Below are 24,977 nucleotides of genomic sequence, written 5' to 3'. Positions count from 1 at the left end.
TCGGCAAAATAATAAAAAGAGGAAATTACCATGTTCATTCAACATATGATGGGAATGCTGTATCACCCCAAAACAGAATGGAACCAGATCCGGGACGAGCACTACAGTGTCTCGCATATTTTCCTGCAGCAGGTCAGTATGCTGTCGGCCATTCCAGCCATCGCAATGTTCATCGGGACGACACAGGTCGGTTGGAGTATTAATGGTACTGACTTTGTTAAGCTGGATGTTATGAGTGCGCTGCCCGCCGCCATAGCATTCTATTTTGCCATGTGGGCCGGTGTTGCGTTCATCAGCTACTGTATTCACTGGATGGAAAAAACCTACGGTGGCACTATCTCATTTGAAGATTGTGTCTCTCTGGCAACTTACACTGCTACGCCGCTCTTCCTGTCAGGCCTCGCTGCACTTTATCCATTGCTCTGGTTTAATGTATCGGTAGGGCTTGCGGCAGTTTGTTACTCGGTTTATCTGCTCTACACCGGGGTGCCTGTGATTATGAAAATACCTGAAGACCGGGCGTTTATGTTTTCTTCATCGATTCTGACAGTAGGCCTATGTACGCTGGTTGGCATGCTGGCAGCCACAGTGATTCTGTGGAGTACCGTGATTCCGCTGAACTATGTAGCTGGCTGATAAGATTGATAACAGCTCAGCAATAAAAAACCCCGCCATGGCGGGGTTTTTTAATCAGCAGATTCTGCTTAGAGTTTCTGGAACACCAGAGTAGCGTTGGTGCCACCAAAGCCGAAGCTGTTGGACATCACACGCTGCAGATCAACATTCTCTTTAGCTGTAGTAGCGATTGGCAGACCGACCGCTTCAGGATCCAGTTCTTCAATATTGGCAGAGGCTGCAATGAAGTTGTTTTCCTGCATTAACAGGCAGTAGATCGCTTCCTGAACACCCGCAGCACCCAGAGAGTGACCTGAAAGCGATTTGGTTGAAGTGACGGCTGGCATTTTGTCGCCAAACACGTTCTTCATCGCTTTCAGTTCCTGCATATCGCCTGCAGGGGTAGAAGTGCCATGTGCGTTAATGTAATCAATATCGCCATCAACGGTAGCCATAGCCTGCTGCATGCAGCGTGCGGCGCCTTCGCCTGATGGCGCAACCATGTCATAGCCGTCAGATGTGGCGCCGTAGCCTACGATTTCAGCGTAGATTTTCGCACCACGGGCTTTGGCGTGTTCAAGTTCTTCAACCACCAGTACACCTGCGCCGCCGGAAATGACAAATCCGTCACGGTTAGCGTCATAGGCGCGTGATGCTTTTTCAGGCGTTTCGTTATACTTGCTGGACAGGGCACCCATAGCATCAAACATCGCAGTCTGGACCCAGTGCAGTTCTTCACCACCACCTGCAAATACCACGTCCTGTTTGCCCAGCTGGATCTGTTCGACCGCGTTACCGATACAGTGTGCGCTTGTTGCACAGGCAGAGGTGATGCTGTAGTTCACGCCTTTAATTTTGAAAGGTGTCGCCAGACAAGCAGATACAGTGGAACCCATGGTACGGGTTACACGGTAAGGACCCACACGTTTAACGCCTTTTTCGCGTGTGATGTCAGCTGTTTCAACGATGTTTTCCGCGGAAGCACCACCGGAGCCAACGATCAGGCCGGTACGCACATTGGAAACCTGGTCTTCGCTCAGGCCGGAGTCGGTGATGGCATCCTGCATGGCAATATAGGTGTAGGCAGCAGCGTCACCCATAAAGCGCAGCAGTTTACGATCGATACGGTCTTCAAAACTGATATCAATACTGCCTGCAACCTGGCTGCGAAAGCCGCGTTCTTTGTATTCTTCCTGGAACTTGATTCCGGAGCGACCCAGTTTCAGGGACTCCAGAACAGTGGCCTTGTCATTACCCAAACAAGACACAATGCCCATACCGGTAACTACGACGCGTCGCATGTGCTTCTCTCTCTTTCTTTATCGTTAAGGCGGTTATTTTCCGTGAATCCAACTGATTTGGCTACCGGAAAGTCGCTCTCCACCTATCGTTATTGTCTGATTACCCGGCTTAGAAGCCATCGGTGGACGTAAACAGTCCAACCCGCAGATCTTTGGCGGTGTAGATTTCGCGGCCGTCAACATACATGCTGCCGTCTGCAATGCCCATCACCAGCTTGCGTTCAATTACACGCTTTAGATGAATATGGTAGGTAACTTTCTGCGCAGTGGGTAGGACCTGACCAAAGAATTTAACTTCGCCAGAACCCAGCGCGCGGCCGCGGCCAGGGTTGCCTTTCCAGCCCAGATAAAAACCGACCAGCTGCCACATGGCGTCCAGACCCAGACAGCCAGGCATTACCGGGTCAGATTCGAAATGGCACTGGAAGAACCATAGCTCTGGATTGATATCCAGTTCAGCAATGATTTCACCTTTGCCAAAGTTGCCACCGTCTTCGGTGATTTTAAGGATTCGGTCCATCATGAGCATGTTGCCAATTGGCAGACGTGCATTACCTGGGCCGAACATTTCGCCGTGGCCGCACTGCAGAAGTTCGTCGCGGCTAAAAGAAGAAGGTCGTGTCATTGGGTTATGCGTTTCCGGGCTTTTAAAGGTCAAAATATCGCGCAATTATACAGATTTGAAACGGGTGAGGCACGAACTGTCCGTTATAATTCGCCCAATTATTGACGAATGTCGGAGAAATATAGGATGGAAAAGGCTTTTTGGCAGGAGCGATGGCGTAATGGTGAGATTGGTTTTCACCAGGCTGAGGTGAATCCGCACCTGATTCGTTATGGTTCAGAGCTCAATCTTGATGCTGGCGAACAGGTGTTTGTGCCGTTGTGTGGCAAAAGTCTCGACATGCTTTGGTTGCTGCAGCAGGGTTATTCGGTCTCTGGTATTGAGCTGGACCGGACTGCCTGTGACGGTTTTTTCCGGGAAAATAACCTGTCTGTTTCAGTCTCGGAATGTTCGCGGTTTCAGCATTTTCGGCATCAGAATCTGGAGTTGCTCTGCGGGGATGTGTTTGATTTGACACCGGACGACTTAACCGATGTCCGGGCAGTTTATGACCGCGCAGCGTTGGTGGCATTCCCGCCAGAAATGCGGCGGCGTTATGCGGAGCTGTTGCTGCACTGCCTGCCTCGCGGTGTGAAGGTGTTACTGGTAACCCTGCAGCGCCCCTCTGCAGGTGGGCCGCCGTTCACTGTGACGGATCAGGAAGTGTCGAATCTGTTTGGTGAACGTTTTGAATTGCAGTGTCTTGCCGAAGCTGACGCCTGGGATCGGCCTGAGTGGCGTGAGGCTGTGTGGTTGTTGACCGACCGATAGCCGCTTTTGCCGCGCTGTTTAAGCAGCGCGGTTTACGGCTAGATTGGCAAGTTGTTCAAGTGTTGATTTGAAAGAGCTGTCGGGCAGCGCTGACAAGGCTTCAATGGCGGCGGCGGCGGCCTGCTGAGCCTTGTTTTGGGTATATTTGATGGCGCCGGTGCGATCAATAATTTCCAGAATCGGATCCAGATCGTCTAAACCGCCTTCTCGGATCGCCCGCCGTAGCAGAGTGCGCTCCTCGTCAGAGCAGAGCTGCATCGCCTGAATCAGCGGCAGCGTTGCTTTGCCTTCTGCCAGGTCGTCGCCCACGTTCTTACCCATGGTGTCACTGTCAGAAAGGTAATCCATCACATCATCGATCAGTTGGAAAGCGATGCCTAGCTGTAATCCATAGTGTTTCAGGGCCTGGCGCTCAGTGTCAGAGCAGTTTGCCAGCAAGCCGCCAACCTCTGCTGCTGCTTCGAATAACATGGCGGTTTTGCCCAGAATAACCTGCATGTAGGCGTCTTCTGAAGTATCCGGATTTCGGCAGTTCAACAGCTGAAGGACTTCGCCTTCGGCAATGACGTTAGTGGCATTGGATATGACTTCCATGATCTCCATGGAGCCAATTTCGACCATGATCTGAAATGCCCGGGAGTAGAGGAAGTCACCCACTAATACACTGGGCGCATTGCCCCAGCGGGCATTGGCGGTGTCTTTGCCGCGACGCAGTTCCGAATTATCCACCACGTCATCATGTAACAGGGTCGCGGTGTGGATAAACTCAATCACGGCGGCCATGGGGATATGTTTGTCACCCTCGTACCGGGTTGCATTGGCGGCCAGCAGTACCAGTAGAGGGCGCAGGCGTTTACCGCCACTTTCAACTATATAGTGGCCAATCTTTTCAACCAGCGGCACATTTGAGCCCAAGTGGTTGATAATGTAGTCATTAACTGCCTCAAACTGTGGCGTGATGAGCGGGTTGAGTTCAGATGGCTGCATGATTAAAGATATTGGCTGATAGTTGTGTAAGCGCGCATGCTATGGGTAGCCCGCAACCCTGTCAAGAATTCGGCCTGATACCTTTGATAGGGGTTGCCTGCCGGGTGTTAGGTGCTTTATAATCGCGCGCCCTGACTCATCCAAATGTAGCTCCCTACCATATGGTGCGCCATTAAAAGTAGGTTTGTTAAACAGTAGCCGGGTGGGCAATTGACGGAGATTAACATGTACGCAGTAATCGTAAGTGGCGGTAAACAGTACCGCGTCCAGGAGGGTCAGACCCTTAAGCTGGAAAAACTGCAGGCTGAATCCGGTGCGAACGTTGAGTTTGATCGTGTTCTGCTGGTTGGCAATGGCGATGACGTTAAAGTCGGTGCGCCGGTTGTTGAAGGTGCTAAAGTGACTGCTGAAGTTCTGCAGACTGGTCGCGCTAAGAAAGTTGAGATTCTCAAATTCAAGCGTCGTAAGCATCACATGAAACATCAGGGCCACCGTCAGTGGTTCACTGAAGTGAAAATCACTGGCATCAACGCCTGAGATTAACTGAACAGGAGATAGATAATGGCTCATAAGAAGGCTGCGGGCTCAACGCGTAACGGTCGCGATTCAGAATCGAAACGCCTTGGCGTTAAGCGCTTTGGTGGTCAGGCAGTGATTGCCGGCAATATCCTGATCCGTCAGCGTGGTACCAAATTCCACGCAGGTGAGAACGTAGGTTGTGGTAAAGACCACACTCTGTTCGCTAAAGCGGATGGCGTAGTAAAATTTGAAGTGAAAGGTCCTAACAAGCGCAAATACATTTCTGTTGTAGCTGCGTAATAGCACCTGACATCGAAAAAAGCTCCGCCCTGGCGGGGCTTTTTTTGTTTATGATTAGCAATATTGAAGAAGAACCGGCGTCAGCCGCAGGGTGAATGCAATGAAATTTGTCGATGAAGCAGTGATTACAGTCGAAGCCGGCAAGGGCGGCAATGGCTGCATGAGCTTTCGACGTGAGAAATTTATACCTAAGGGTGGCCCTGATGGTGGTGACGGCGGCGATGGTGGCTCGGTCTATTTCGAAGCCGAAGAAAACCTGAACACGCTGATTGATTATCGTTTTACCCGCTTTTATAAGGCGCAGAACGGTCAGCAGGGTATGGGTCGCAACTGTACGGGCTCAAAAGGTGAAGATCTGGTGCTGAAAGTGCCGGTCGGTACCACCATTATTGATACTGATACCGACGAAGTTTTGGCGGATCTGACAAAGGCCGGACAGGTCGAAAAAATCGCCCAGGGTGGTTTTCACGGTTTGGGCAATACCCGTTACAAAAGCAGTATCAACCGGGCGCCAAGGCAGACCACTAAGGGTTCGCTGGGTGAAACCCGTAACCTGAAGCTGGAGCTTAAGGTGCTGGCGGATGTAGGTTTGCTGGGTCTGCCTAATGCGGGTAAATCAACCCTGATCCGTGCAGTTTCTGCCGCGCGGCCCAAGGTTGCCAATTATCCCTTTACCACTCTGGTGCCAAATCTGGGTGTGGTGCGTACTGAGCGGCACCGTAGTTTTGTAATTGCAGATATCCCCGGCATTATCGAAGGTGCGGCTGAGGGTGCGGGTCTGGGGATTCGTTTCCTCAAGCATCTGGCGCGCAACCGTATTTTGCTGCATCTGGTGGATATGGCACCCTGGGATGAGCAAACGCCTGCAGAAGCGGCTGCTGTAGTGGTAGCGGAGCTGCAGAAATTCAGCCCTACGCTGGCGAGTCGTCCGCGCTGGCTGGTGCTGAATAAACTGGATATGGTGCCTGAAGAAGAGCGGGAGGCTCGTTGTCAGTCCGTTCTGGATGCCTTGCAATGGGAAGGGCCGGTTTACCGCATCTCGGCGCTGGGTCAGGAAGGCACTGAAGCGATGATGCGCGATATTCAGGCCTTTCTGGATCAGCGCCTGATTGCTATTGAAGAGACACCTGAACTGCTTGAGCAGGAAGAGGCGGAACGTCAGCAGATTGATATTGAAGCACGTGAGCGGATTGAGCAGCTGCGCGGCTCCAAGCGTCGTTCGGATGAAGATGATCTGGATGATGATGACTTCGACGATGATGATTATGATGTCGAAGTGGAATATGTGCGTTAATTATCAGGTCTTTTGATTGAGGAAGAACTGTGGCCAACGGTCGCGAAAAACTGGCAAGTAGCCAGCGGTGGGTGGTAAAGATTGGTAGTGCCTTGCTGACCAATGATGGTCAGGGGTTGGATCTGGATGCCATTGGACGCTGGGTGGATCAGATTGCTGCTCTTAAGCAGGCGGGCATTGAAGTGGTGCTGGTCTCTTCCGGCTCTGTGGCAGAAGGGATGACCCGTCTGGGCTGGCGTGAGCGACCGCATGAAATCTACAAGCTGCAGGCTGCAGCAGCGGTTGGTCAGATGGGTCTGGTGCAGGCGTATGAAACCAACTTTAAACGGCACAATACCCATACCGCCCAGATTCTTCTGACGCATGAAGACCATGCCAACCGCAAACGTTATCTGAATGCCCAGGCGACCCTCCGTACGCTATTGTCACTGGGTGTCGTGCCGGTGGTGAATGAAAACGACACGGTGGTAACGAAAGAGATCCGTTTCGGTGACAACGATACCTTGGGTGCGCTGGTGGCGAATCTGGTGGAAGCGGATGCGCTGATCCTGCTGACTGACCAGAAAGGTCTTTACACCGCCGATCCCCGCTATAATCCGGCTGCTGAGTTGATCAGTGAGGCGCGTGCAGAAGATGCGGCGCTTGAATCAATGGCCGGTGGTGGCGGTAAATTAGGCCAGGGCGGCATGGCAACTAAAGTGCGTGCAGCTAAGTTGGCAGCGCGTTCGGGCGCGGTCACGGTGATTGCCAGTGGGCGTGAGCCTGATGTGTTGCTGCGTATTCGTGCTGCTGAGTCTGTCGGTACACTGTTGGTGCCAGAAAAAGGCCCGGTAGCTGCGCGTAAGCAGTGGATAGCCGGTCATCTTCAGGCCCGGGGTACATTAGTTCTTGATGAGGGTGCTGTGCGTGCCCTGCGCGAACGCGGTACCAGTCTGTTGCCAGCCGGAGTGCGCAGTGTCTCGGGTGACTTTTCCCGGGGTGAGATGGTAATGCTGGTGGACGAGTTTGGTCGAATCATCGCGCGTGGTCTGGCGAATTATGGCTATGAGGATGCGCAGCGAATCATTGGTAAACCCAGTCGTGAGATCGAATCAGTGTTGGGTTTTATGGGTGAAGCAGAATTGGTGCACAGGGATAATCTGGTACTGGCCTGAATAAATTTCAGACACAAAAAAACCGGCATTTGCCGGTTTTTTTATTGCCAGGGTTATTAATTAACCCAGAGCAACGATGCGTGCACTCAGGCGGCTCTTGATGCGAGCCACTTTGTTTTTGTGGTAGATGCCCTTGTTAACAGAGCTATCCAGCACAGGCTGAGCAGTTTTCAGAGCGGCTTCAGCGGCTGCTTTATCGCCACTGTCGATAGCTGCTACGACTTTCTTGGTGTAGGTACGTACCATGGAACGCAGGCTAGCGTTATGCTGGCGACGCTTCTCTGCCTGGCGAGCACGTTTACGAGATCCTGCGGAATTTGCCACAGTCCGGCTCCTTAAAATAAGAGTTAATCAAAAAACGGCGCGAACGCCGAAAATTAGAGGCGGAATTATTCATATTTGCGAGCAAAGTGTCAATAAAACTGGGGAAATTTTATTCGTTACTCAGTAATATTCCAGCTGCTTATGGAGTCTACCGGGGACAGTGATGCAGACAGACAAACCGAAGGATCGTGAGGCCGGGCTGCTCCGCTCCAGCGCAGTGGTTGGTTTAATGACCATGCTGTCCCGAATCATGGGGCTGGCACGTGATGTTGTGGTAGCAGGTTATTTTGGTGCTGGCAGCAGTGCTGATGCCTTTTTTGTGGCTTTCAAAATACCCAATTTCCTGCGTCGGTTGTTTGCTGAAGGGGCTTTTGCTCAGGCCTTTGTACCTGTGCTTTCGGAATATCGGACTCAGAGAGACCTCAATGCAGTAAAAGCGTTGATTGATCGGGTTGCAGGCACCTTAGGCGGTATCCTGATTATGGTCACTGTGGTGGCGGTCACTGCGGCGCCTGTGATAACGGCTTTGTTTGCCCCTGGTTTCTACCTGAACGACAGCCAGAAGTTTGCCCTGGCTGTGGATATGCTTCGATTGACCTTTCCCTATCTGCTCCTGATCTCGTTGACTGCGTTCGCTGGCTCAATTCTTAATAGCTATGGTCGATTTGCTGTGCCAGCGGTTACCCCGGTGTTTCTGAATGCTTCGCTTATTGGCGCAGCGATATTTCTAAGTCCGCTGTTTGATCCGCCGGTACTGGCGTTGGCCTGGGGCGTGATGATTGCGGGGGTAACTCAGTTAATCTTTCAGCTGCCTTTCCTGGCCCGTCTTGCGTTGTTGCCGCGCCCTATATGGGGGTGGGGTGATGAGGGCGTCAGGCGCATTATGAAACTGATGTTGCCTGCGCTGTTTGGGGTTTCGGTCACACAGATCAGTCTGTTGCTGGATACCGTGCTTGCTTCATTTCTCCAGACGGGTAGCGTGTCCTGGCTCTATTATTCCGATCGGCTGTCTGAGCTGCCGCTAGGGGTATTCGGCATTGCCATTGCGACTGTGATTTTACCGAGTCTCTCCCGTAAACATGCGGCACAATCGCCTCAGGCGTTTTCGGACACGCTTAACTGGGCGCTGCAGTTGGTGTTGTTGATTGGCGTACCGGCTGCGCTGGCGTTGCTGTGTCTGGCAGAGCCGCTGTTGATCACCCTGTTTCATTACGGGGCGATGCAGGAGCGGGATGTCTGGATGGCAGGCATGAGTTTGCGTGCTTATGCCTGTGGTTTGGTGGCGTTTATGCTGATCAAGGTGCTGGCAACGGGTTACTTCTCACGACAGGACACCAAAACGCCGGTCAAAATAGGTTTGCAGGCTGTTGCGGCGAATATGGCGCTGAACCTGCTGTTAATTGGTCCTTTGCAGCATGTGGGTCTGGCGGCGGCCACCTCCCTGTCGGCGTTTTTGAATGCCGGATTGCTGCTGCTGGGATTGCGTAAACTGGGCATTTTGACCTGGAGTGCTGGCTGGGGCGCACACTTGTTGCGTTTGTTACTGGCAAATCTGGCATTGGCTGGCTGGGTATTATGGCAGGTCGCCCCGGCAACAGAATGGTTTGAGATGGATGTCTGGCAGCGTGTGCTGAACATGACCTGGCTGGTTGGAACGGGAGTTTTGCTCTACCTGTTGGTGCTTGTGACCTGTGGTTTACGGTTGCACCACCTGAGGCAGCATTAAATCGCCTTGAAAGTACATCTGGAGACTTAACTGGTCTATAATTGCGCGTTCGTTTTGGCTGGCATTTTGTGAGATGGAACTGATCCGAGGACTGCACAACCTGCGTGGAGAGCACCGGGGCTGTGTAGCAACTATTGGCAACTTTGACGGGGTCCACCTGGGTCATCGTCGTGTCCTGCAGCAGGTGAAAAACAAAGCCGCTGAACTCGGATTGCCCTCTGTTGTGATTGTGTTTGAACCACAACCGCGTGAGTTTTTCGCCGGTGAGGACGCGCCACCGCGTCTGACGCGTTTTACTGAGAAATTCCGACTGTTAGAGGCGCAAGGCATTGATCGCATGCTTTGCCTGACCTTCAACGAACGCCTGCGCTCACTGTCCGCAGATGCCTTTGTCGAAACGTTGTTACTGCAGGGGCTGGATGTAAAACATTTTGTTGTAGGCGATGACTTTCGTTTCGGCTGTGACCGGGGTGGCGATTACGCCATGCTTAAAGCGGCGGGCGACAAATACGGCTTTACGGTCGTGAATACAGACACCTGTCTTAAAGACCATGAGCGTATCAGCAGCTCCCGCATTCGTGATGCGCTGATACAGCATGACTTTGCCCTTGCTGAACGCCTGTTAGGCCGTCCTTACCGAGTTTCTGGGCGGGTGATGCATGGGCAAAAGCTGGGTCGTCAGCTCGGTGTGCCAACGGCCAATGTGCGAATGCACCGTTACCCCTGTCCATTGCAGGGGGTATATGCAGTCTGGGCGTGGACTGAACAAAACGAATGCCTGCGGGGTGTTGCTAATGTCGGAATTAGACCGACAGTGGGAGGCAGCCATCAGCCGGTATTGGAAGTGCATCTGTTTGATTTTGATAAACAGATCTACCGTGAATTGCTAAGCGTGGAATTCAGGCAATTTATTCGTCCGGAACAGAAATTTTCAGGCCTTGATGCGCTGAAACAACAGATTTTTGATGATATTGAACAGGCTCGACGTATTTTGGCGGTCGAGTGCGAAACGGAAACCAGATAATGACCGATTACAAAACGACACTTAACCTGCCTGAAACGGCGTTCCCGATGCGTGGCAACCTGGCGCAGCGTGAGCCGGAGATGTTGAAGCAGTGGCAGCAGTCAGGTTTGTACCAGAAAATCCGTGAAGTCAGTGCCGGTCGTGAAAAGTTTATTCTTCACGATGGCCCGCCGTATGCCAACGGCGATATTCATATCGGTCATGCCGTTAACAAAATTCTGAAAGATATCATCATCAAGTCGCGTACTCTGAGCGGCTTTGATGCGCCTTATGTCCCAGGCTGGGACTGCCATGGTTTGCCAATTGAACACAAGGTTGAAACCAAGGTAGGTAAAGCTGGTACTAAGGTGAGCTTTAAAGAGTTTCGCCAGAAGTGTCGTGTTTATGCCCGCAAACAGGTTGAAGGTCAGAAAGCCGATTTTATTCGCCTCGGGGTGTTGGGGGACTGGGATAATCCTTACCTGACCATGAACTTCGAAACAGAAGCCAACATCGTTCGTGCCTTGGGTAAAATTGTTGAGAATGGTCACCTGGTGAAAGGCTTTAAGCCGGTTTACTGGAGTGTGGTTGGTGGCTCGGCACTGGCTGAGGCCGAAGTTGAATATCAGGACAAAACGTCCACCGCTATTGATGTGAAATTTGCCGCCGCAGATCAGGCCGCTTTCCTCGCTTTGTTTGCGTCTGAAAATGGCGGTGGTGAGGGTGTCGCCTCTGTGGTGATCTGGACCACAACCCCCTGGACGCTGCCATCTAACCAGGCTGTATCCCTGAATGCAGAGCTTGAGTACGTGCTGGTTCAGGTTGATCTGGGCAATGGTCCAGAGCGTCTGGTGATTGCTGCAGGCCTGCTGGACGATGTGATGGGCCGCTACGGTATCGAGTCTTATCAGGTGGTAGGCCGTTGTCTGGGTCAGGCTCTGGAGAATGTGCAGCTTGAGCATCCGTTTGCAGGCAAACAGGTGCCGATCATTCTGGGTGATCACGTCACACTGGATGCCGGTACCGGTGCTGTTCACACCGCGCCGGATCATGGTGTGGAAGACTTTGAAGTCGGTCGAAAATACAACATCGGCACACTTAACTTGGTGGCCGGAGACGGTGTCTTTACTGAAGAAGCGGGTGTTTTCGCGGGCGAGCATGTCTACAAGGTGGACGATAAAGTCGTTGCGCTTCTGCAAGAGAAACATGCGCTGGTCAAACTGCATAAGTTTCAGCACAGCTACCCGCATTGCTGGCGTACTAAAACACCCTTGATTTACCGCGCGACACCGCAGTGGTTTATCAGTATGGAAGAAAAAGGCCTCAAGGCTGATGCTCTGTCGGCCATCAAGGGCGTACAGTGGTTCCCCGCCTGGGGTCAGAACCGTATTGAAGCGATGGTTGAGCAGAGTCCTGACTGGTGTGTCTCCCGTCAGCGTACCTGGGGTGTGCCGATCACGCTGTTTATCCATAAAGAAACACAGCAGCTTCACCCTGAAACGCCTGCCCTGATTGAGCAGGTTGCCCTGCGTATCGAGGAAGATGGTATCGATGCCTGGTTTGATCTGGACCCGTCTGATGTGCTGGGTGATGAAGCGAATCAATACGAAAAAGTGACCGATACGCTGGATGTCTGGTTTGATTCAGGTGTGACCCATTATTCGGTACTGGATAAGCGTGATGAACTGACGTTCCCGGCAGACCTCTATCTGGAAGGTTCTGATCAGCATCGCGGCTGGTTCCAGTCTTCACTCAAGACGGGGATCGCGATTAAGGGCTGTGCGCCATATAAACAGGTTCTGACCCACGGATTCACCGTGGATGGTCAGGGGCGCAAAATGTCCAAGTCTGTGGGTAATGTGATCGCGCCGCAGGAAGTTATGAACAAATATGGCGCGGATATTCTGCGGTTGTGGGTGGCTTCAACGGATTATCGCGGTGAAATGACCATTTCCGATGATATTCTGAAACGTGCGGCTGATGCCTATCGCCGTATCCGTAACACGGCGCGCTTCCTGTTGGCTAATTTGAACGGTTTTGAGCCTGACAGTCACTCTGTGCCAGTCGCCGAAATGGTGGCGCTGGATGCCTGGGCCGTTGATCGCGCAGCCCGTTTGCAGGATGAGTTGCTTAATCACTACGAGCAGTACGAGTTTCTGCAGATTTTCCAGAAAATTTCCCATTTCTGCTCTCTGGACCTGGGCGGTTTCTATCTGGATATCATCAAGGATCGCCAATACACCGCGGCGACTGATTCACATGCCCGTCGTTCAGCCCAGACCGCACTACATCATATCGTTGAAGCCCTGACCCGTTGGATCGCTCCTATCTGCAGCTTTACTGCAGATGAGATCTGGCAAAATCTGGCAGGTGAGCGTGCTGAATCTGTGCAGCTGGATGGCTGGTACGCACAACTCGAAAAATTGCCAGAAACCAGTACGCTGGGCGCGGACTTCTGGGCTGAAATTATGGCGGTTAAGGACGCAGTGAATAAGCAGCTGGAAGCAAAACGTAATGCCGGAGAAGTAGGCGGCAGTCTTGAAGCTGAAGTCACGCTCTACTGTGCAGATGACCTGTTGAATACTCTGTCGGCACTGGAAGATGAACTGCGGTTTGTGCTGATTACGTCGAAGGCAGCTGTTAAACCGCTGGCAGAGGCGAAAAATGCAGAAGCAACAGATCTGAACGGCCTGCAACTCAGTATTGTGAAAAGTGCAGCCCATAAATGTCCTCGCTGCTGGCACTACCGTGCTGATGTGGGCAGCAATGCAACAGATCCTGAACTGTGTGGCCGCTGTGTGGATAACGTGCATGGTGCAGGGGAAACGCGGAAGTTCGCCTGATGTCTGATGCTCAGAAACAATCTCAGCCAGAGAAAGGCTGTTTGATCTGGCTCTGGCTGACGGTTCTTGTCATTGGGCTGGACTATCTGACTAAACAGCTGGCGGTTACCGTCCTTAGTTACGGTGATCCGCTGCCTGTGCTGCCGGTGTTTGATCTGACGCTGCTCTATAACTACGGTGCGGCGTTTAGCTTTTTGTCTGACGCCGGTGGCTGGCAGCGTTGGTTGTTTGTATTAATTGCCCTGGTGGTCAGTATTGTGCTGATTATCTGGCTGAAGCGAACGCAGCGTGGACTTTGGTGGGTAGGCATGGCTTTGTCCCTGATCCTTGGCGGTGCTCTGGGCAATCTTTATGACCGAGTTGTGCTGGGGTATGTCATCGACTTTATTTCAGTGCATTACCAGAACCGGTATTTCCCAGCATTTAACCTTGCTGACAGCGCCATCACGTTAGGGGCTGCAGTTCTGATTTTTGATACGCTCTTTATGGAGCGTCGGCGTACAAAAAGTGAGAAAACAGCATGAGTAAGCTGATTGGTCCCGGTAAAACTGTCACTCTGTTTTTTGCCATTAAACTGGAAACAGGCGAAATCGTTGACTCTAATTTTGGTGCTACGCCTGCCACATTTACCATTGGCGATGGCAATATGCTGGAAGGTTTCGAGAAGGCGCTGTTTGGCCTTGAGGAAGGCACAGAGCATAGCCTGAAAATCTTGCCGGAAAACGGCTTTGGTATGCCGAACCCCAGCAATATTCATCGCGTTCCGCGTAGCCAGTTTGCTGATATGGATATTGAAGAAGGTCTGGTGGTTTCTTTTAGTGACCCCGCTAGTGGTGAACTGCCGGGTGTCATTAAGTCGATTTCAGACGAGAAGGTTGAGGTGGATTTTAATCATCCACTGTCAGGTAAAAGCCTTCAGTTTGATGTAAAAATCGTCAGTGTAAACTAAGTATCAGTTTTTCCAGCAAGCTGCTGGCGTGACGTTGCTGGATTGATTGATAGTCATTGGTGAGCAGCTCACACCACCTTCTTTATCTTCAGTTTGAGATTCCCCTGCCTTTGCCGTGGCGGTGACGGTGAAAGTGCTGGTAGAGCCCGTAGTAGAATAGGTGTAGTAGTCATTTTCCGAAATCATACTCAGGCCTGCGGTGCTCAGAGCAGTAGAGTTAGCAGCGTATTGATTGTTGTAGCCTCTGTAACGCTCTTGTAGCAGTTGGGCATCCAGTAAATCGGCCTGTGCATCGGCGCGTCGGGCCTCTAGCACGTAGTCGCGATAAGCCGGGTACGCAACAGCAGCTAAAATAGCCACCACTGCAACCACAATCATCAATTCTATAAGGCTGAAGCCAGATGTTGTCCGTTTCATTTTATCTTCGCCACTGCTATCTTTAATGAACTTAAGTATCAGAGAACTTAGCGGCCAAGTCTAGGTTACTTTAGCTTTTGTTTTATCTTCCGATAACACGTTAATGATCTAATGTGTCCCTTGGAGTGTGCATGCAGAAAAGGAAATCTCAGACAGGCTTTACCTTTATTGAGCTGATCATAACGGTTGTTGTTCTGTTGATTGTAATCGCCGTGGGTATGCCGAGCCTGTTTCAGTCGATAGATAATCAGCGTGTATCCGGAGCTGCACAGGCATTTCTGTCGGATGTGCAGTATGCGAGAGCTGAATCGATCAAACAAAACACCCCTGTCTATTTGGCAATGGATGATACTGAGTGGTGTTATGGATTAGATGATACATCGTCAGCTTCTTGTATTTGTGGAGGGGCTTCAGTCGCGGGGTGTACGTTAGGTGGAGTGACTTATACCGTTGATAGCAGCCGTTTCCCGGGAGTATCCATGTCTGCATCGTTGGCAACGGGGTCAACAATTACATTTGACCCTGTTCGAGGCACGATGAATCCCATTGGTACTGTTTATTTCTCTTCTGACGCCGGTGGCATGACCCTTAATGTTGTGCTGAGTCGGCTTGGCAGGGCAAAAATTTGTGCCACCAAGGGTAGTTCCTGGGGGTATGACGCATGTTAAGACAAAAACAGTCAGGCCTTACCCTGATTGAACTCATGATTGGCTTGGTTTTGTCGTTTATTGTCATGGGCCTGGTTATCTCAATGTTCACTTCGTCCCTGGGGATTCATGGTCAGGCCATTAAAACAGCCCGCCTGAATCAGGATATGCGCGTTATCATGGATATGATGATCCGTGATATTCGTCGCGCAGGATATTGGGCCGGAGATAATCCGGCCAGTAACCCGCACGCTACCGCTATCAGTGGGGGCACGGCCGTGAACGTGTTTAACGTGACCTCAGGTGCGGGCAACTGTATTCTGCTGAGCTATGATTACGATGGTGATGCCAGCTCAACAGCGGAAGAGCTAATTGGTTATAGACTGGAAAGTAATGATATCAGGACTTTTCTGCTCACATCATCTGCCCTGGTTTCACCTAACTGCACAACAACAATACCGGGCGGTTGGTCTCGCCTGAATGATGAAAATACATCAACTATTCTCGGGCTGTCGTTTGAAATAGAGCCCGATACCTCTGCATCATTTGCAGCATCAACCCTCAAAGTCGTAACCATAACGTTACAGGGACAGTCGTTATTGGATACTAATGTTACCAGCACGCTGAGAGACACCGTGCGTATCAGAAATGAACTCTAGGTAAAGGGCCGGTTTTATGGAGAAAACATCTATTCCCTGTCCAAAAAAGCAACAAGGTGCAGTTACTCTACTTGTGACGGTTTTGCTGCTGGCGATTGTGACAATTACCACCATATACCTGGTTAAAGTGAGTCTGCTTGAGACCCGTACCTCTGCCAACTCAAACCGGGCGAAAGAAGCATTGCACCACGCTCAGGCAGGTCTTGATTACGGTTCCATGATGTATCTTGATCAGGGCGATTCCTGGGCGGATGGCACTGTCAATGTGATTGGTTTGGAAAACGGTGTCAGCGTGTCTGTACGGGGTGATATTGCCAGTGACCTGCTGACGATTACAGCCAGTGGTGGCTCAGTCGATCTGACGGGCAGTGCCACGGTTAAAGAAGGGTATGGCCGTTTCCCTATTGTCGATTTTGGAGAGCTGCCACCGTTGATGAGTAATGGTAACTTCCCGCCGGGTGGTACCTTCTCAATTGTTGGAAACCCCAATGGTGGTGGTACCGGGGTACCGGTTTCAGCTTGGGTCGAAACCTCAACCACTACGGGTGTAGCATCCTGGCAAACCTGTAATATGGATGAATTTCTGTATGAAGGCGGTAATGCGGCGCAAACCAAATCAGAGCAGTCTGATGGTTTTATCTTGTGTAATGATTGCCGTTGTCAGCAGGCAGACAATACCCTCTGTGAAGCGGGCGATGTATCTGACCCCTCTGAATGTCTCGATATCGTCGAGACGTCTGAGTCTGCTGTGCCCGATGTGTTTGAAAATGTCTTTGGAATCTGTGTTACCACGGCTTGTGGAGCCAGTGATGATACGCCCTGGCAGTCGTTTCGGGATGAATTTGCCACTTTGATTAGTTGTGATGATTTTAAAGCCCTGGGTGCTGCTGCCGGAGATCCTTTTTATGAAGGTGGCGATAAAGCAGGTCAACTGCCGCTGTATTGGGTACCGGAAAGTTGCAGTATTCCGGCCAATAGCCAGGTTGCCAGCTACGATAAGCCGATCATCTTAGTGGTGCATGGTGATCTAACCATGAACTCCAACAGTACTTTTTTTGGCATTATGTTTGCGTTTTCGGATGTGTACCCGGATCCGACGGCAGTCGGTGTTGAAGATAATGACATCACCATTAACGGCTCGCCTACGGTGTATGGTGTGATTCTGGTCAACAGTGAAGTTAACCTGCCGACCGGTAGTTTTACGTTGGTGTACGCGCAGAATATTCTTGAGCGTCTTGCGAATAATGCCGGTTCCGTTCGTTATGGAGTTGGACGACGGGCTGGCAGTTGGACAGATTTTGATTAAGGTGACAAAAATGGATAAGCGACAAATATCACCTGTTTTTTTCCGCGGCTTTACGCTCTTAGAGGTGTTGATTGCCCTTGTTGTGGCAGTGATTGGTGTACTGGGCATTATTCAGCTGTCCGGCGTGATGCTGAAAACGATTTCTGATTCAGAACGCCGGGCAATCGCCATGACCCTGGCTGAAAACGCATTGGAAGACCTGCGCGGTTTTGAGCGTCTGGAAGCGACATCTGCGTCTGCAGAAACAGCATTTACAGATATTGTGACCACTGCACCCTCTACGGTAACGGTTTCGTCAGGCATGTCGACCCTGAGTTATAACGTCAGCTGGGATGTAGTGGATTATTTTGTGTCCGGCGGGGTGGTCAGTGCCTTCAGCAGCGGCGCGGTTAACAAACGGTTTAAGGATGTCGCGGTTACCGTCAGTTGGGATACCCCTACGGCGGGCAGTGTGTCTCTTTCAACCATTATTGCAGCGATTAGTGATAACTCCGCAGTGCTCGCAAATCTGGGGGCAGCAAATATTGGCGGCGGCACACCGGATGTGAACTACACGCCGGGTGAAGCGCCTGATGTTATCGCGGTTGATGTGGGTGATGGCAAGTTCAAGGAAACCACCAAGCCGCTACCAGAAGTTGAGTCTAAAAATGAAAGTACCGTGGTGCGAATCGAAACCATCACCTATGACACCTCTGATATTCAGCTGGTGCAGGAGGACTATGTCACGGTTAACTGTTTCTGTGAAATGTCAGCGGGCAGTGCACTGATTCGTACCCCTGCATACCGAACCTTTATCAATGCCACTGAGGGTTTTGAAGAACATTATGGCGACTACGTGTCAGCTGCTACGGGAACCGCACTGTCTCTCAGCGGGGGGCGGACGCAATCTGATTATTGCGACCGCTGCTGTGCAGGACACCATGACTCAGTAAACAACACTACTGGTATTACGTTTAAAACAGGTGCTAGCGCCGCCTCTGGAGCATTTGGTACTCTGGGCGATCATGCGCACTATAAATTTACTGTCTCCGGATCTGCTATTGTTTTGGGAGGTATAGCTGATAGTGCAGGTGATGATTACGTTGAAGCCTGCCGCTTTAAGCGCATTGATGGCATCTATCGACTGGTACCCGACTGGAAGGCTATAGAAGTCAATGCATTCCCTGAAAATTACCTTTCCAGTGGTGCGTCATCCAGTCTGGCCAGTTACATTACATATATCAAAAACCGAGTTCATTACGAGCTGAGGGATACCGTTGCCAGTCTGTCCGTCTGGTCGGCTGTATCGGCGCCCACCATCTCTCCAGCACCTGAGATTACAACCGCGACAGGGGATTCTACTCAGGCTCTTTCACGCACCATTTATATCGATGACTTTAGTCATGACACGGCACTGCTGACTTATTTGTCCAGCCTCAGTGCGGCCTCTGTAGCTGGGCAGTCCTGGTTGCAGTACATCCCCTTTAATGAAGTAAATACCACGCTGCTGAGTACTTGGGGATCTGCATCCTCTGGCGTCGCTTCTGTGACGAGTGAAATCATTGATAACGTGGATGATCCTGCAACTGATTATTACGGCACCTTTAGCCGCGGTTTGGTTACAGGTGAAACCGCGCTGAGTGCGTCAACATCCGTAACCGCCTATATGCGCACGGATAATACTGGCTTGCTGGGTAATGAATACGCCAACCCCAGTGATTATAAAGGCAGTGATAATAAAATTGTGCCAAGCCCTAATGAAATATCAGGTAGCCTGGCGGTCAACGTGAATCTCTGTGGGGCGACCTGTTATATCTCTGGTACCATCCAGAAGGGCTATTCGGGTAATAGCCCGGTCAAATTTTCTGATATCAACTTCGGCACTGATGTATCTGTAACCACAACACCTGCTGCGGTTGGGTGTAGTTATGGTCTGAATACGGGCACCCAGATGAGCTTCAGTTGTGAGGTTGCGCATCCTGCAAACTATACCATTCAGGTGACTCAGTCAGGTGGTACTTTTGTATTGGGTGATAGCTGTGATGCAACGTCCGATGGTACCTGTTCCGCTGTAAGTTCAGGTACTTCAGGGGTCACGTTCACCTTAGGTAAGCCATAGTATTCATGTCTTATATTGTTATCGGCGGTGGCATCATCGGGATGCTCACCGCCAGAGAGCTGGCGTCTGCTGGCTGTTCTGTCACCTTAATTGATAAAAACGCCTGTGCCCGGGAAGCGACCTGGGCGGGTGGCGGTATTGTCTCCCCTCTGTATCCCTGGCGTTACCCGTCTGCCGTCACTCAGCTCGCGACCTGGTCGCAAAGCAGTTATATCCATCTGGCAGCAGAGCTTAAGGAAGAAACAGGTATCGATCCTGAATTGCGGCAGAAAGGCATGCTGATGGTGGATGTTCAGGACGAGACGGAAGCGCTACGTTGGGCTGCTGAGTTTCATCGGCCACTTCGGCAGGTAGATGCTGATTTTCTGTATCGTACTGAACCCCATTTGGCCCCAGGGATCGAACAGGCACTCTGGATGCCTGAGGTCTGTAGTATCCGTAATCCGCGGTTAGGTCAGTCGCTACGCCAGAGTCTGGTATTAAATGAGCGGGTTAGGTTACTTGAGCATCAATCGGTTGCAGGCTTTTTGAGCGAGAACGGTTCTATTACTGGGGTTCGCACTGCTGATGGTGTTTATGAAGCGGATACCTATGTTGTGGCAGCTGGTGCATGGAGCGGGGAGTTACTCGGTGGTCTGGATATCTCTCTGCCGGTTGAACCCGTGCACGGCCAGATGATGCTATTCAAGGCTGAACCGGGTGTGATTGACCGCGTTGTTCTACGTGGGGACCGTTATGTGATCCCCCGCAATGATGGCCGCGTTCTGGTTGGCAGCACACTTGAGCGTATTGGTTTTGTAAAGCGCACGACGGAAGAGGCTGCAAAAGCGCTTTATGCCTCGGCTCTGGAGATCGTTCCCGCGCTGGCTAATTATCCTGTGGAACATCACTGGTCTGGTCTGAGACCTGGATCTCCAGATGGCATTCCCTTTATCGGTAATGTGCCGGGATATCAGAACCTGTTCGTCAATGCCGGGCAGTTCCGCAACGGGCTGGTGCTTGCTCCCGCATCAACACGTCTGCTGGCCGATCTGGTCTTACAGCGCCAACCCATTGTTGATCCCACGCCGTATCAGCTAAAAAACGTCTGAGTTTGGGTTGTATGGTTGCCCCATAGGCTGGGTTGCTTACAATGGCAGGTATTGGTGTAACTTTGTGAGGCATTGCTATGCAGGCTCAGGATATCATCCGTGAAATGCGGGTATTGTCAGAGATTGATCCGCAATTTGAAATTCAGCGCCGTGTTGATTTTATCAAAACCACTTTGCTCGCCAGTGGCCAGAAACATTTGGTGCTGGGAATCAGTGGGGGTGTGGACTCGTCGACCTGTGGTCGTCTGGCCCAGCTGGCTGTAGAACAGCTCCGGGCTGAAACCGATGATGCGGCCTATACCTTTGTGGCTGTGCGTTTACCCTATGCTTCGCAGAAAGATGAGGAAGATGCACAAGCGTCCCTCCGCTTTATCGATCCAAGTCAGACGGTGGTGGTGAATGTGCAGCCGGGTGTTGATGGTATCCATCAGCAGGTGTTATCGGCGCTGGATCAAACCGGATTGTTATCTGCTCACGAAGCTGCCATAGATTTTGCCAAGGGCAATGTGAAAGCCAGAGCCCGCATGGTGGCGCAGTATGAAGTTGCCGGTATTCTGGGTGGGTTGGTTTTAGGAACAGATCACTCGGCGGAAAACGTCACCGGCTTTTACACCAAGTGGGGTGATGGCGCCTGCGATCTGGCACCACTGTTTGGATTGAGTAAGCGTCAGGTGCGTTTATTGGCGCATACGCTGGGCGCACCAGAAGCAGTTGTAGATAAAATTCCTACTGCAGACCTGGAATGCCTTGCGCCGCAGAAAGCGGATGAGCATGCCCTGGGCTTAACCTACAACCAGATTGATGATTTTCTTGAAGGTAAAACGGTCGGGGCCGAGGTCGAGCAGAAAATTATCGACATCTTTATGCGCACCCAACACAAACGACAACCGATACCGACACTCTATGATTGATCTATAGAGATTAAAAAAGGCACCTTTAGGTGCCTTTTTTGTTATTCAGCTGAAGATGAAGGCTTTTCCTCGTCATCATCAAACAAACCAAATGTAAGTTTGCTGAACAGGCTTCGCTCCGGCGCCGGAATCGATTCTGTTACTAACACAGGCGGTGGTGGTTCTTCGGCACTGCTAAACAGATCAAAGGTCGCAGCATCCAGCAAACTTTTTTCTGCTTTGTACGCCGGCGTGTACTGATAGTCGGGGAAGTTTTCCTGCAGCACAGCGAGTGTGTCAGCAGCCAGTTGCTGACGACCCAGAAGTGTATAGGCTTCAACCTGAACGCCTAGTGCATCAGCAAGTGCAGGCGTTTCCTGCATATTTTCGACTACATATCGGCCACGGTTAACCGCCGCTACATAGGCGCCACGTTTGATGTAGTAACGTGCCACGTGTACTTCATAGGCCGCCAGACGGTTTTTCAGGTAAACCATGCGCTTTTGCGCATCGGGTGAAAACTGACTGTCCGGATAACGGGTGACCAACTGGTTAAAGCTCTCAAAGGACTCCAGTGCTGCGCCCGGATCGCGTTTGCTTTCGTCTACCGGCAGATAACTGGCGACCCATGAACGGTCCTGCTCGAAGGCTGTCAGGCCTTTCAGGTAGTAGGCATAATCAATGTTGTCATGGTTTGGGTGCAGGCGGATAAAACGGTCAGCCGCAGCACGGGCAGCTTCAGGTTCATAGTTATTGAAGTAGGCATAGATCAGTTCAAGCTGGGCCTGCTCAGAAAAACGGCCGAACGGATAACGCGCTTCAAGTAGCTGAAGCTTTTCCAGCGCCAGATCCCAGTCATTAAGATCCATGGCCTGAAGGGCCTCTTCATACAACTGCTGTTCCGGAATATCAGGCTCCGGTAATTTGTCCTTGAACCACGAACAGGCAGAGAGGGCAAAGCTGAACAGCAATATTGAAATTATTCTGGTTAATGGCATGTTGTTGATCCTGATGCGGTCCCTAGCCGGATATGAGGTATACTGGCAAAGAATTTAACGGCCTATTTAAACACAACCGTTCTGTAAGCCAAAGCCTCCTGAAATATCTGACAGGTATAAATGACCGACCAAATAAATCTATCTGCCTCTGTAACGGATGACCTGATTGGTCAGCGTTTGGATCAGGCAGTATCAAAATTGTTCCCCGAATATTCGCGTTCACGCCTGCAGGGGTGGATCAAAGACGGCTCCCTGAAAGTTGATGGCGCAGTGCGCCGCCCGCGAGACAAGCTGGTGGGTGGCGAAATATTGTCCCTGAATGCCACGCTGGAAATGATAGAGCACCATCAGGCACAGGATATTCCGCTTGAAATTGTCTACGAAGATGATGCGATTCTGGTGATCAATAAGCCTGCGGGTCTGGTTGTTCACCCGGCAGCGGGTCACCATGACGGCACGTTGTTAAACGCGCTTTTACACCATTGTCCGGAGATTGGGCAGGTGCCCAGGGCCGGTATTATTCACCGGCTGGATATGGATACCACCGGCTTAATGGTGGTAGCAAAAACGATTCCGGCGCAGACAGAACTGGTGTCTCAGCTTCAGGAACGGGATATGGGCCGTGAATATGAAGCGATTGTGCATAAGGTCATGACTGGTGGCGGCACGGTGGATGAGCCTATGGGGCGTCACTCTAAAAATCGTCAGAAAATGGCGGTGGTGGGAGTCGGCAAAGAGGCTATTACCCATTATCGCGTACTGGAGAAATTCCGGGCACACACCCATATTCGACTGAAACTGGAAACAGGCCGTACCCATCAGATCCGTGTCCATATGTCACATATTCACTACCCGCTGGTGGGTGACCCGCTTTATGGTGGTCGGTTTAGATTGCCGAGGGGTATCAGCGAAGAGTTACAGGAAGGACTGAGAGATTTTAATCGCCAGGCATTGCATGCGAAAAAACTGGAACTCTGGCACCCTGAAACAGGCGAGCTGGTCTCCTGGGAGATTGACCTGCCAGAGGACATGCAGCACCTGTTAGCACTTCTTAAAGCCGATAAGGAACAGGCTGAGACATAAGGCCATGGAATTTATACTGCCGGACTGGGATGCTCCGACACACATTAAAGCACTCACCACCACCCGCGCGGGTGGCGTGAGTGAGTCACCCTATGCCGGTCTGAACCTTGGAGATCATGTGGATGATCAGCCTACGTCGGTAGCGCAAAACCGGAGCGATCTGATACAGACATTGGGACTGACCAGGTCGCCGCAGTGGCTCAATCAGGTGCATGGCGTTGATGTTGTAAAAGCAGCGGATAACGGAGCGGTTCCTCAGGCGGACGCCTGCTGGACAGATGAAGCTTGTCTCGCCTGTATTGTGATGACGGCTGATTGTCTGCCGGTTTTCTTTACCAATGCAGACGGCTCAAAAGTGGCGGTAGCGCATGCCGGTTGGCGTGGTCTGCAACAAGGTGTGCTTGAAGCAACGCTAAAAATATTCTCCCCAGGTGACAGGGTTCTGGCCTGGCTTGGTCCTGCAATTGGCCCTGACGCTTTTGAGGTTGGAGCTGAAGTCAGAGAGGCGTTTGTTGGGCTGGGTGATCAGTTTGCAGAGGGCTTCAGTGAGCAGGATCAGCACGGCAAATACCTAGCGGATCTCTATCATCTGGCGCGCCTGAAATTAACCCAGGCGGGTGTAGAACATGTTTTTGGTGGTCAATACTGTACCTATAACGACCCGGAGCGTTTTTATTCCTATCGTCGTGATGGTCAGACCGGCCGGATGGCCAGTCTGATATGGATTGAAGAAAGGCAGGTTGTAGATTGTGAGTAAGTACATACTTTCTGAGCTGTTTATCAACCTCCAGGGTCTGATTCCCGACCTTGTTGTTGATCTTAAATATGCCACTTCAGATAATTTTGTCGGTGCACCCATTGAAGGTTATGCCGCGAACATGGCCTGGTTGACGCCACCCGCTGCGCAGGTCTTGCTCAGTGTGCAGCGAGATCTGAAATCCGCCGGGTTGGGGTTGAAAGTATTCGATGCGTATCGTCCGCAAAGGGCGGTGAATCAATTTTTACGCTGGGCGCAGGGGACAACCGACCCAAAGCTGGCGGCTGAGTATTATCCCGGCCTGAAGGCCGAAGAGTTGTTTACCCAGGGTTATCTGCTGGCGCGTTCCAGTCACAGTCGAGGCAGTACAGTCGATTTGACTTTGGTAAGCCTTGATCAATCGACAGAGTTGGATATGGGTAGCCAGTTCGATTTTTTTGGGACCCGGTCATGGATTGACAGTTCCGAGGTGAGTCCGCAGGCAAGAGCCAACCGGTTATTGCTCCGGGAAGTGATGGAACGTCACGGTTTTGTGCCTTTTCATCATGAATGGTGGCACTTTACTCTGGCAGATGAACCCTATCCCGACACCTATTTTGATATCCCAATTGCCTGATCGTGCAAGAATCTGGAAGCGTTGC

The 24,977-nt window shown here is 51.4% G+C and carries 26 protein-coding genes; 20 read left to right on the top strand and 6 right to left on the bottom strand.

Features of this window, described 5'->3' with window-relative positions; genetic code table 11:
- Positions 1-30: 30 nt before the first annotated feature.
- Complete coding sequence (locus P2G53_RS09870) at positions 31-636, top strand: Yip1 family protein (RefSeq protein ID WP_275816725.1); 606 nt, start codon at positions 31-33, stop codon at positions 634-636.
- A gap of 68 nt (positions 637-704) precedes the next feature.
- Here P2G53_RS09870 and fabB read toward each other — a convergent pair whose 3' ends face one another.
- Positions 705-1,916 (bottom strand): beta-ketoacyl-ACP synthase I, encoded by a 1,212-nt coding sequence (gene fabB, locus P2G53_RS09865; protein ID WP_275816723.1) that lies wholly within the window; start codon positions 1,914-1,916, stop codon positions 705-707.
- Positions 1,917-2,025: 109 nt separating this feature from the next.
- On the bottom strand, positions 2,026-2,541 hold the full coding sequence (fabA, locus tag P2G53_RS09860; RefSeq protein ID WP_275816721.1) for a 3-hydroxyacyl-[acyl-carrier-protein] dehydratase FabA: 516 nt from the start codon (positions 2,539-2,541) through the stop codon (positions 2,026-2,028).
- 126 nt (positions 2,542-2,667) lie between these two features.
- Here fabA and P2G53_RS09855 point away from each other — a divergent pair, with 126 nt between their 5' ends.
- Positions 2,668-3,291, top strand: a complete 624-nt coding sequence (locus P2G53_RS09855; RefSeq protein ID WP_275816719.1) for a thiopurine S-methyltransferase — start codon at positions 2,668-2,670, stop codon at positions 3,289-3,291.
- Positions 3,292-3,309: 18 nt separating this feature from the next.
- Here P2G53_RS09855 and ispB read toward each other — a convergent pair whose 3' ends face one another.
- A complete protein-coding gene (ispB, locus tag P2G53_RS09850; RefSeq protein WP_275816717.1) occupies positions 3,310-4,278 on the bottom strand; it encodes an octaprenyl diphosphate synthase in 969 nt (322 codons plus the stop codon).
- Between the two features lie 225 nt (positions 4,279-4,503).
- On the opposite strand from ispB, the gene rplU reads away from it, so the two are divergent.
- From rplU to proB, 4 genes are all read left to right on the top strand, one after another.
- The gene (gene rplU, locus P2G53_RS09845; protein ID WP_275816715.1) at positions 4,504-4,815 is read left to right on the top strand and encodes a 50S ribosomal protein L21; all 312 of its coding nucleotides are present in this window, start codon (positions 4,504-4,506) and stop codon (positions 4,813-4,815) included.
- A gap of 24 nt (positions 4,816-4,839) precedes the next feature.
- Complete coding sequence (rpmA, locus tag P2G53_RS09840; RefSeq protein WP_275816713.1) at positions 4,840-5,097, top strand: 50S ribosomal protein L27; 258 nt, start codon at positions 4,840-4,842, stop codon at positions 5,095-5,097.
- A 100-nt stretch (positions 5,098-5,197) separates the two neighbouring features.
- Positions 5,198-6,391 carry an Obg family GTPase CgtA gene (cgtA, locus tag P2G53_RS09835; RefSeq protein ID WP_275816711.1) on the top strand — a complete coding sequence of 398 codons (1,194 nt, stop codon included), beginning with the start codon at positions 5,198-5,200 and terminating at the stop codon, positions 6,389-6,391.
- A 29-nt stretch (positions 6,392-6,420) separates the two neighbouring features.
- The gene (gene proB, locus P2G53_RS09830; protein ID WP_275816709.1) at positions 6,421-7,545 is read left to right on the top strand and encodes a glutamate 5-kinase; all 1,125 of its coding nucleotides are present in this window, start codon (positions 6,421-6,423) and stop codon (positions 7,543-7,545) included.
- A gap of 60 nt (positions 7,546-7,605) precedes the next feature.
- Here the strand turns inward: proB and rpsT are convergent, their stop codons facing one another.
- Positions 7,606-7,869 (bottom strand): 30S ribosomal protein S20, encoded by a 264-nt coding sequence (rpsT, locus tag P2G53_RS09825; protein WP_275816707.1) that lies wholly within the window; start codon positions 7,867-7,869, stop codon positions 7,606-7,608.
- Between the two features lie 163 nt (positions 7,870-8,032).
- On the opposite strand from rpsT, the gene murJ reads away from it, so the two are divergent.
- The 5 genes from murJ (at position 8,033) to P2G53_RS09800 (ending at position 14,390) form a co-directional block, all read left to right on the top strand.
- A complete protein-coding gene (gene murJ / locus P2G53_RS09820; protein ID WP_275816705.1) occupies positions 8,033-9,595 on the top strand; it encodes a murein biosynthesis integral membrane protein MurJ in 1,563 nt (520 codons plus the stop codon).
- Positions 9,596-9,668: 73 nt separating this feature from the next.
- Positions 9,669-10,619 (top strand): bifunctional riboflavin kinase/FAD synthetase, encoded by a 951-nt coding sequence (ribF, locus tag P2G53_RS09815; protein WP_275816704.1) that lies wholly within the window; start codon positions 9,669-9,671, stop codon positions 10,617-10,619.
- Positions 10,619-13,441 (top strand): isoleucine--tRNA ligase, encoded by a 2,823-nt coding sequence (gene ileS / locus P2G53_RS09810; protein WP_275816702.1) that lies wholly within the window; start codon positions 10,619-10,621, stop codon positions 13,439-13,441. The genes ribF and ileS overlap by 1 nt, the downstream gene beginning before the upstream one ends.
- Positions 13,441-13,965 (top strand): signal peptidase II, encoded by a 525-nt coding sequence (lspA, locus tag P2G53_RS09805; RefSeq protein WP_275816700.1) that lies wholly within the window; start codon positions 13,441-13,443, stop codon positions 13,963-13,965. Before ileS ends, lspA begins: the two co-directional genes overlap by 1 nt.
- Positions 13,962-14,390: a peptidylprolyl isomerase gene (locus P2G53_RS09800; protein WP_275816698.1), complete on the top strand. Its 429-nt coding sequence runs from the start codon at positions 13,962-13,964 to the stop codon at positions 14,388-14,390. Before lspA ends, P2G53_RS09800 begins: the two co-directional genes overlap by 4 nt.
- A gap of 3 nt (positions 14,391-14,393) precedes the next feature.
- Here the strand turns inward: P2G53_RS09800 and P2G53_RS09795 are convergent, their stop codons facing one another.
- Complete coding sequence (locus tag P2G53_RS09795; protein ID WP_275816696.1) at positions 14,394-14,807, bottom strand: type IV pilin protein; 414 nt, start codon at positions 14,805-14,807, stop codon at positions 14,394-14,396.
- 131 nt (positions 14,808-14,938) lie between these two features.
- On the opposite strand from P2G53_RS09795, the gene P2G53_RS09790 reads away from it, so the two are divergent.
- The 6 genes from P2G53_RS09790 to nadE all read left to right on the top strand — a co-directional run bounded on the left by P2G53_RS09790 (position 14,939) and on the right by nadE (position 21,519).
- Positions 14,939-15,475, top strand: coding sequence for a GspH/FimT family pseudopilin (locus P2G53_RS09790; protein ID WP_275816694.1), 537 nt, complete (start codon positions 14,939-14,941; stop codon positions 15,473-15,475).
- The gene (locus P2G53_RS09785; RefSeq protein ID WP_275816692.1) at positions 15,469-16,113 is read left to right on the top strand and encodes a prepilin-type N-terminal cleavage/methylation domain-containing protein; all 645 of its coding nucleotides are present in this window, start codon (positions 15,469-15,471) and stop codon (positions 16,111-16,113) included. The genes P2G53_RS09790 and P2G53_RS09785 overlap by 7 nt, the downstream gene beginning before the upstream one ends.
- 73 nt (positions 16,114-16,186) lie before the next feature.
- Complete coding sequence (locus P2G53_RS09780) at positions 16,187-17,419, top strand: pilus assembly PilX N-terminal domain-containing protein (RefSeq protein ID WP_275816690.1); 1,233 nt, start codon at positions 16,187-16,189, stop codon at positions 17,417-17,419.
- A 10-nt stretch (positions 17,420-17,429) separates the two neighbouring features.
- The gene (locus P2G53_RS09775; RefSeq protein ID WP_275816688.1) at positions 17,430-19,517 is read left to right on the top strand and encodes a prepilin-type N-terminal cleavage/methylation domain-containing protein; all 2,088 of its coding nucleotides are present in this window, start codon (positions 17,430-17,432) and stop codon (positions 19,515-19,517) included.
- 5 nt (positions 19,518-19,522) lie between these two features.
- Positions 19,523-20,608, top strand: coding sequence for a glycine oxidase ThiO (gene thiO / locus P2G53_RS09770; protein WP_275816686.1), 1,086 nt, complete (start codon positions 19,523-19,525; stop codon positions 20,606-20,608).
- Positions 20,609-20,685: 77 nt separating this feature from the next.
- Positions 20,686-21,519: an ammonia-dependent NAD(+) synthetase gene (nadE, locus tag P2G53_RS09765; RefSeq protein ID WP_275816684.1), complete on the top strand. Its 834-nt coding sequence runs from the start codon at positions 20,686-20,688 to the stop codon at positions 21,517-21,519.
- A gap of 41 nt (positions 21,520-21,560) precedes the next feature.
- Here the strand turns inward: nadE and P2G53_RS09760 are convergent, their stop codons facing one another.
- Positions 21,561-22,496 (bottom strand): outer membrane protein assembly factor BamD, encoded by a 936-nt coding sequence (locus P2G53_RS09760; protein ID WP_275816682.1) that lies wholly within the window; start codon positions 22,494-22,496, stop codon positions 21,561-21,563.
- A 120-nt stretch (positions 22,497-22,616) separates the two neighbouring features.
- Between P2G53_RS09760 and rluD the strand changes: the two genes are divergently transcribed.
- The 3 genes from rluD to P2G53_RS09745 are packed head-to-tail and all read left to right on the top strand — an operon-like array spanning position 22,617 to position 24,952.
- Entirely contained in the window at positions 22,617-23,579 is a 963-nt protein-coding gene (gene rluD / locus P2G53_RS09755; RefSeq protein WP_275816680.1) for a 23S rRNA pseudouridine(1911/1915/1917) synthase RluD, read from the top strand.
- A gap of 4 nt (positions 23,580-23,583) precedes the next feature.
- Positions 23,584-24,336 (top strand): peptidoglycan editing factor PgeF, encoded by a 753-nt coding sequence (gene pgeF / locus P2G53_RS09750; protein ID WP_275816678.1) that lies wholly within the window; start codon positions 23,584-23,586, stop codon positions 24,334-24,336.
- On the top strand, positions 24,329-24,952 hold the full coding sequence (locus P2G53_RS09745) for a M15 family metallopeptidase (RefSeq protein ID WP_275816676.1): 624 nt from the start codon (positions 24,329-24,331) through the stop codon (positions 24,950-24,952). Before pgeF ends, P2G53_RS09745 begins: the two co-directional genes overlap by 8 nt.
- Positions 24,953-24,977: the final 25 nt, after the last annotated feature.

It is taken from the genome of Neptuniibacter sp. CAU 1671 (genome assembly GCF_029222905.1).
Lineage (GTDB): Bacteria > Pseudomonadota > Gammaproteobacteria > Pseudomonadales > Balneatricaceae > Neptuniibacter.
Note: the sequence above shows the minus strand (reverse complement) of the source record. Positions and strands in the feature narration are given on the sequence as shown.

Coding starts and splice junctions, on each gene's coding strand:
- P2G53_RS09800 (WP_275816698.1), top strand. CDS start 13,962: ATGAGTAAGCTGATTGGTCCCGGTAAAACTGTCACTCTGTTTTTTGCC.
- nadE (WP_275816684.1), top strand. CDS start 20,686: ATGCAGGCTCAGGATATCATCCGTGAAATGCGGGTATTGTCAGAGATT.
- rpmA (WP_275816713.1), top strand. CDS start 4,840: ATGGCTCATAAGAAGGCTGCGGGCTCAACGCGTAACGGTCGCGATTCA.
- P2G53_RS09855 (WP_275816719.1), top strand. CDS start 2,668: ATGGAAAAGGCTTTTTGGCAGGAGCGATGGCGTAATGGTGAGATTGGT.
- cgtA (WP_275816711.1), top strand. CDS start 5,198: ATGAAATTTGTCGATGAAGCAGTGATTACAGTCGAAGCCGGCAAGGGC.
- lspA (WP_275816700.1), top strand. CDS start 13,441: ATGTCTGATGCTCAGAAACAATCTCAGCCAGAGAAAGGCTGTTTGATC.
- fabB (WP_275816723.1), bottom strand. CDS start 1,916: ATGCGACGCGTCGTAGTTACCGGTATGGGCATTGTGTCTTGTTTGGGT.
- P2G53_RS09775 (WP_275816688.1), top strand. CDS start 17,430: ATGGATAAGCGACAAATATCACCTGTTTTTTTCCGCGGCTTTACGCTC.
- fabA (WP_275816721.1), bottom strand. CDS start 2,541: ATGACACGACCTTCTTCTTTTAGCCGCGACGAACTTCTGCAGTGCGGC.
- ispB (WP_275816717.1), bottom strand. CDS start 4,278: ATGCAGCCATCTGAACTCAACCCGCTCATCACGCCACAGTTTGAGGCA.
- rluD (WP_275816680.1), top strand. CDS start 22,617: ATGACCGACCAAATAAATCTATCTGCCTCTGTAACGGATGACCTGATT.
- P2G53_RS09785 (WP_275816692.1), top strand. CDS start 15,469: ATGTTAAGACAAAAACAGTCAGGCCTTACCCTGATTGAACTCATGATT.
- P2G53_RS09795 (WP_275816696.1), bottom strand. CDS start 14,807: ATGAAACGGACAACATCTGGCTTCAGCCTTATAGAATTGATGATTGTG.
- pgeF (WP_275816678.1), top strand. CDS start 23,584: ATGGAATTTATACTGCCGGACTGGGATGCTCCGACACACATTAAAGCA.
- P2G53_RS09790 (WP_275816694.1), top strand. CDS start 14,939: ATGCAGAAAAGGAAATCTCAGACAGGCTTTACCTTTATTGAGCTGATC.
- ribF (WP_275816704.1), top strand. CDS start 9,669: ATGGAACTGATCCGAGGACTGCACAACCTGCGTGGAGAGCACCGGGGC.
- murJ (WP_275816705.1), top strand. CDS start 8,033: ATGCAGACAGACAAACCGAAGGATCGTGAGGCCGGGCTGCTCCGCTCC.
- thiO (WP_275816686.1), top strand. CDS start 19,523: ATGTCTTATATTGTTATCGGCGGTGGCATCATCGGGATGCTCACCGCC.
- P2G53_RS09870 (WP_275816725.1), top strand. CDS start 31: ATGTTCATTCAACATATGATGGGAATGCTGTATCACCCCAAAACAGAA.
- P2G53_RS09760 (WP_275816682.1), bottom strand. CDS start 22,496: ATGCCATTAACCAGAATAATTTCAATATTGCTGTTCAGCTTTGCCCTC.
- rplU (WP_275816715.1), top strand. CDS start 4,504: ATGTACGCAGTAATCGTAAGTGGCGGTAAACAGTACCGCGTCCAGGAG.
- ileS (WP_275816702.1), top strand. CDS start 10,619: ATGACCGATTACAAAACGACACTTAACCTGCCTGAAACGGCGTTCCCG.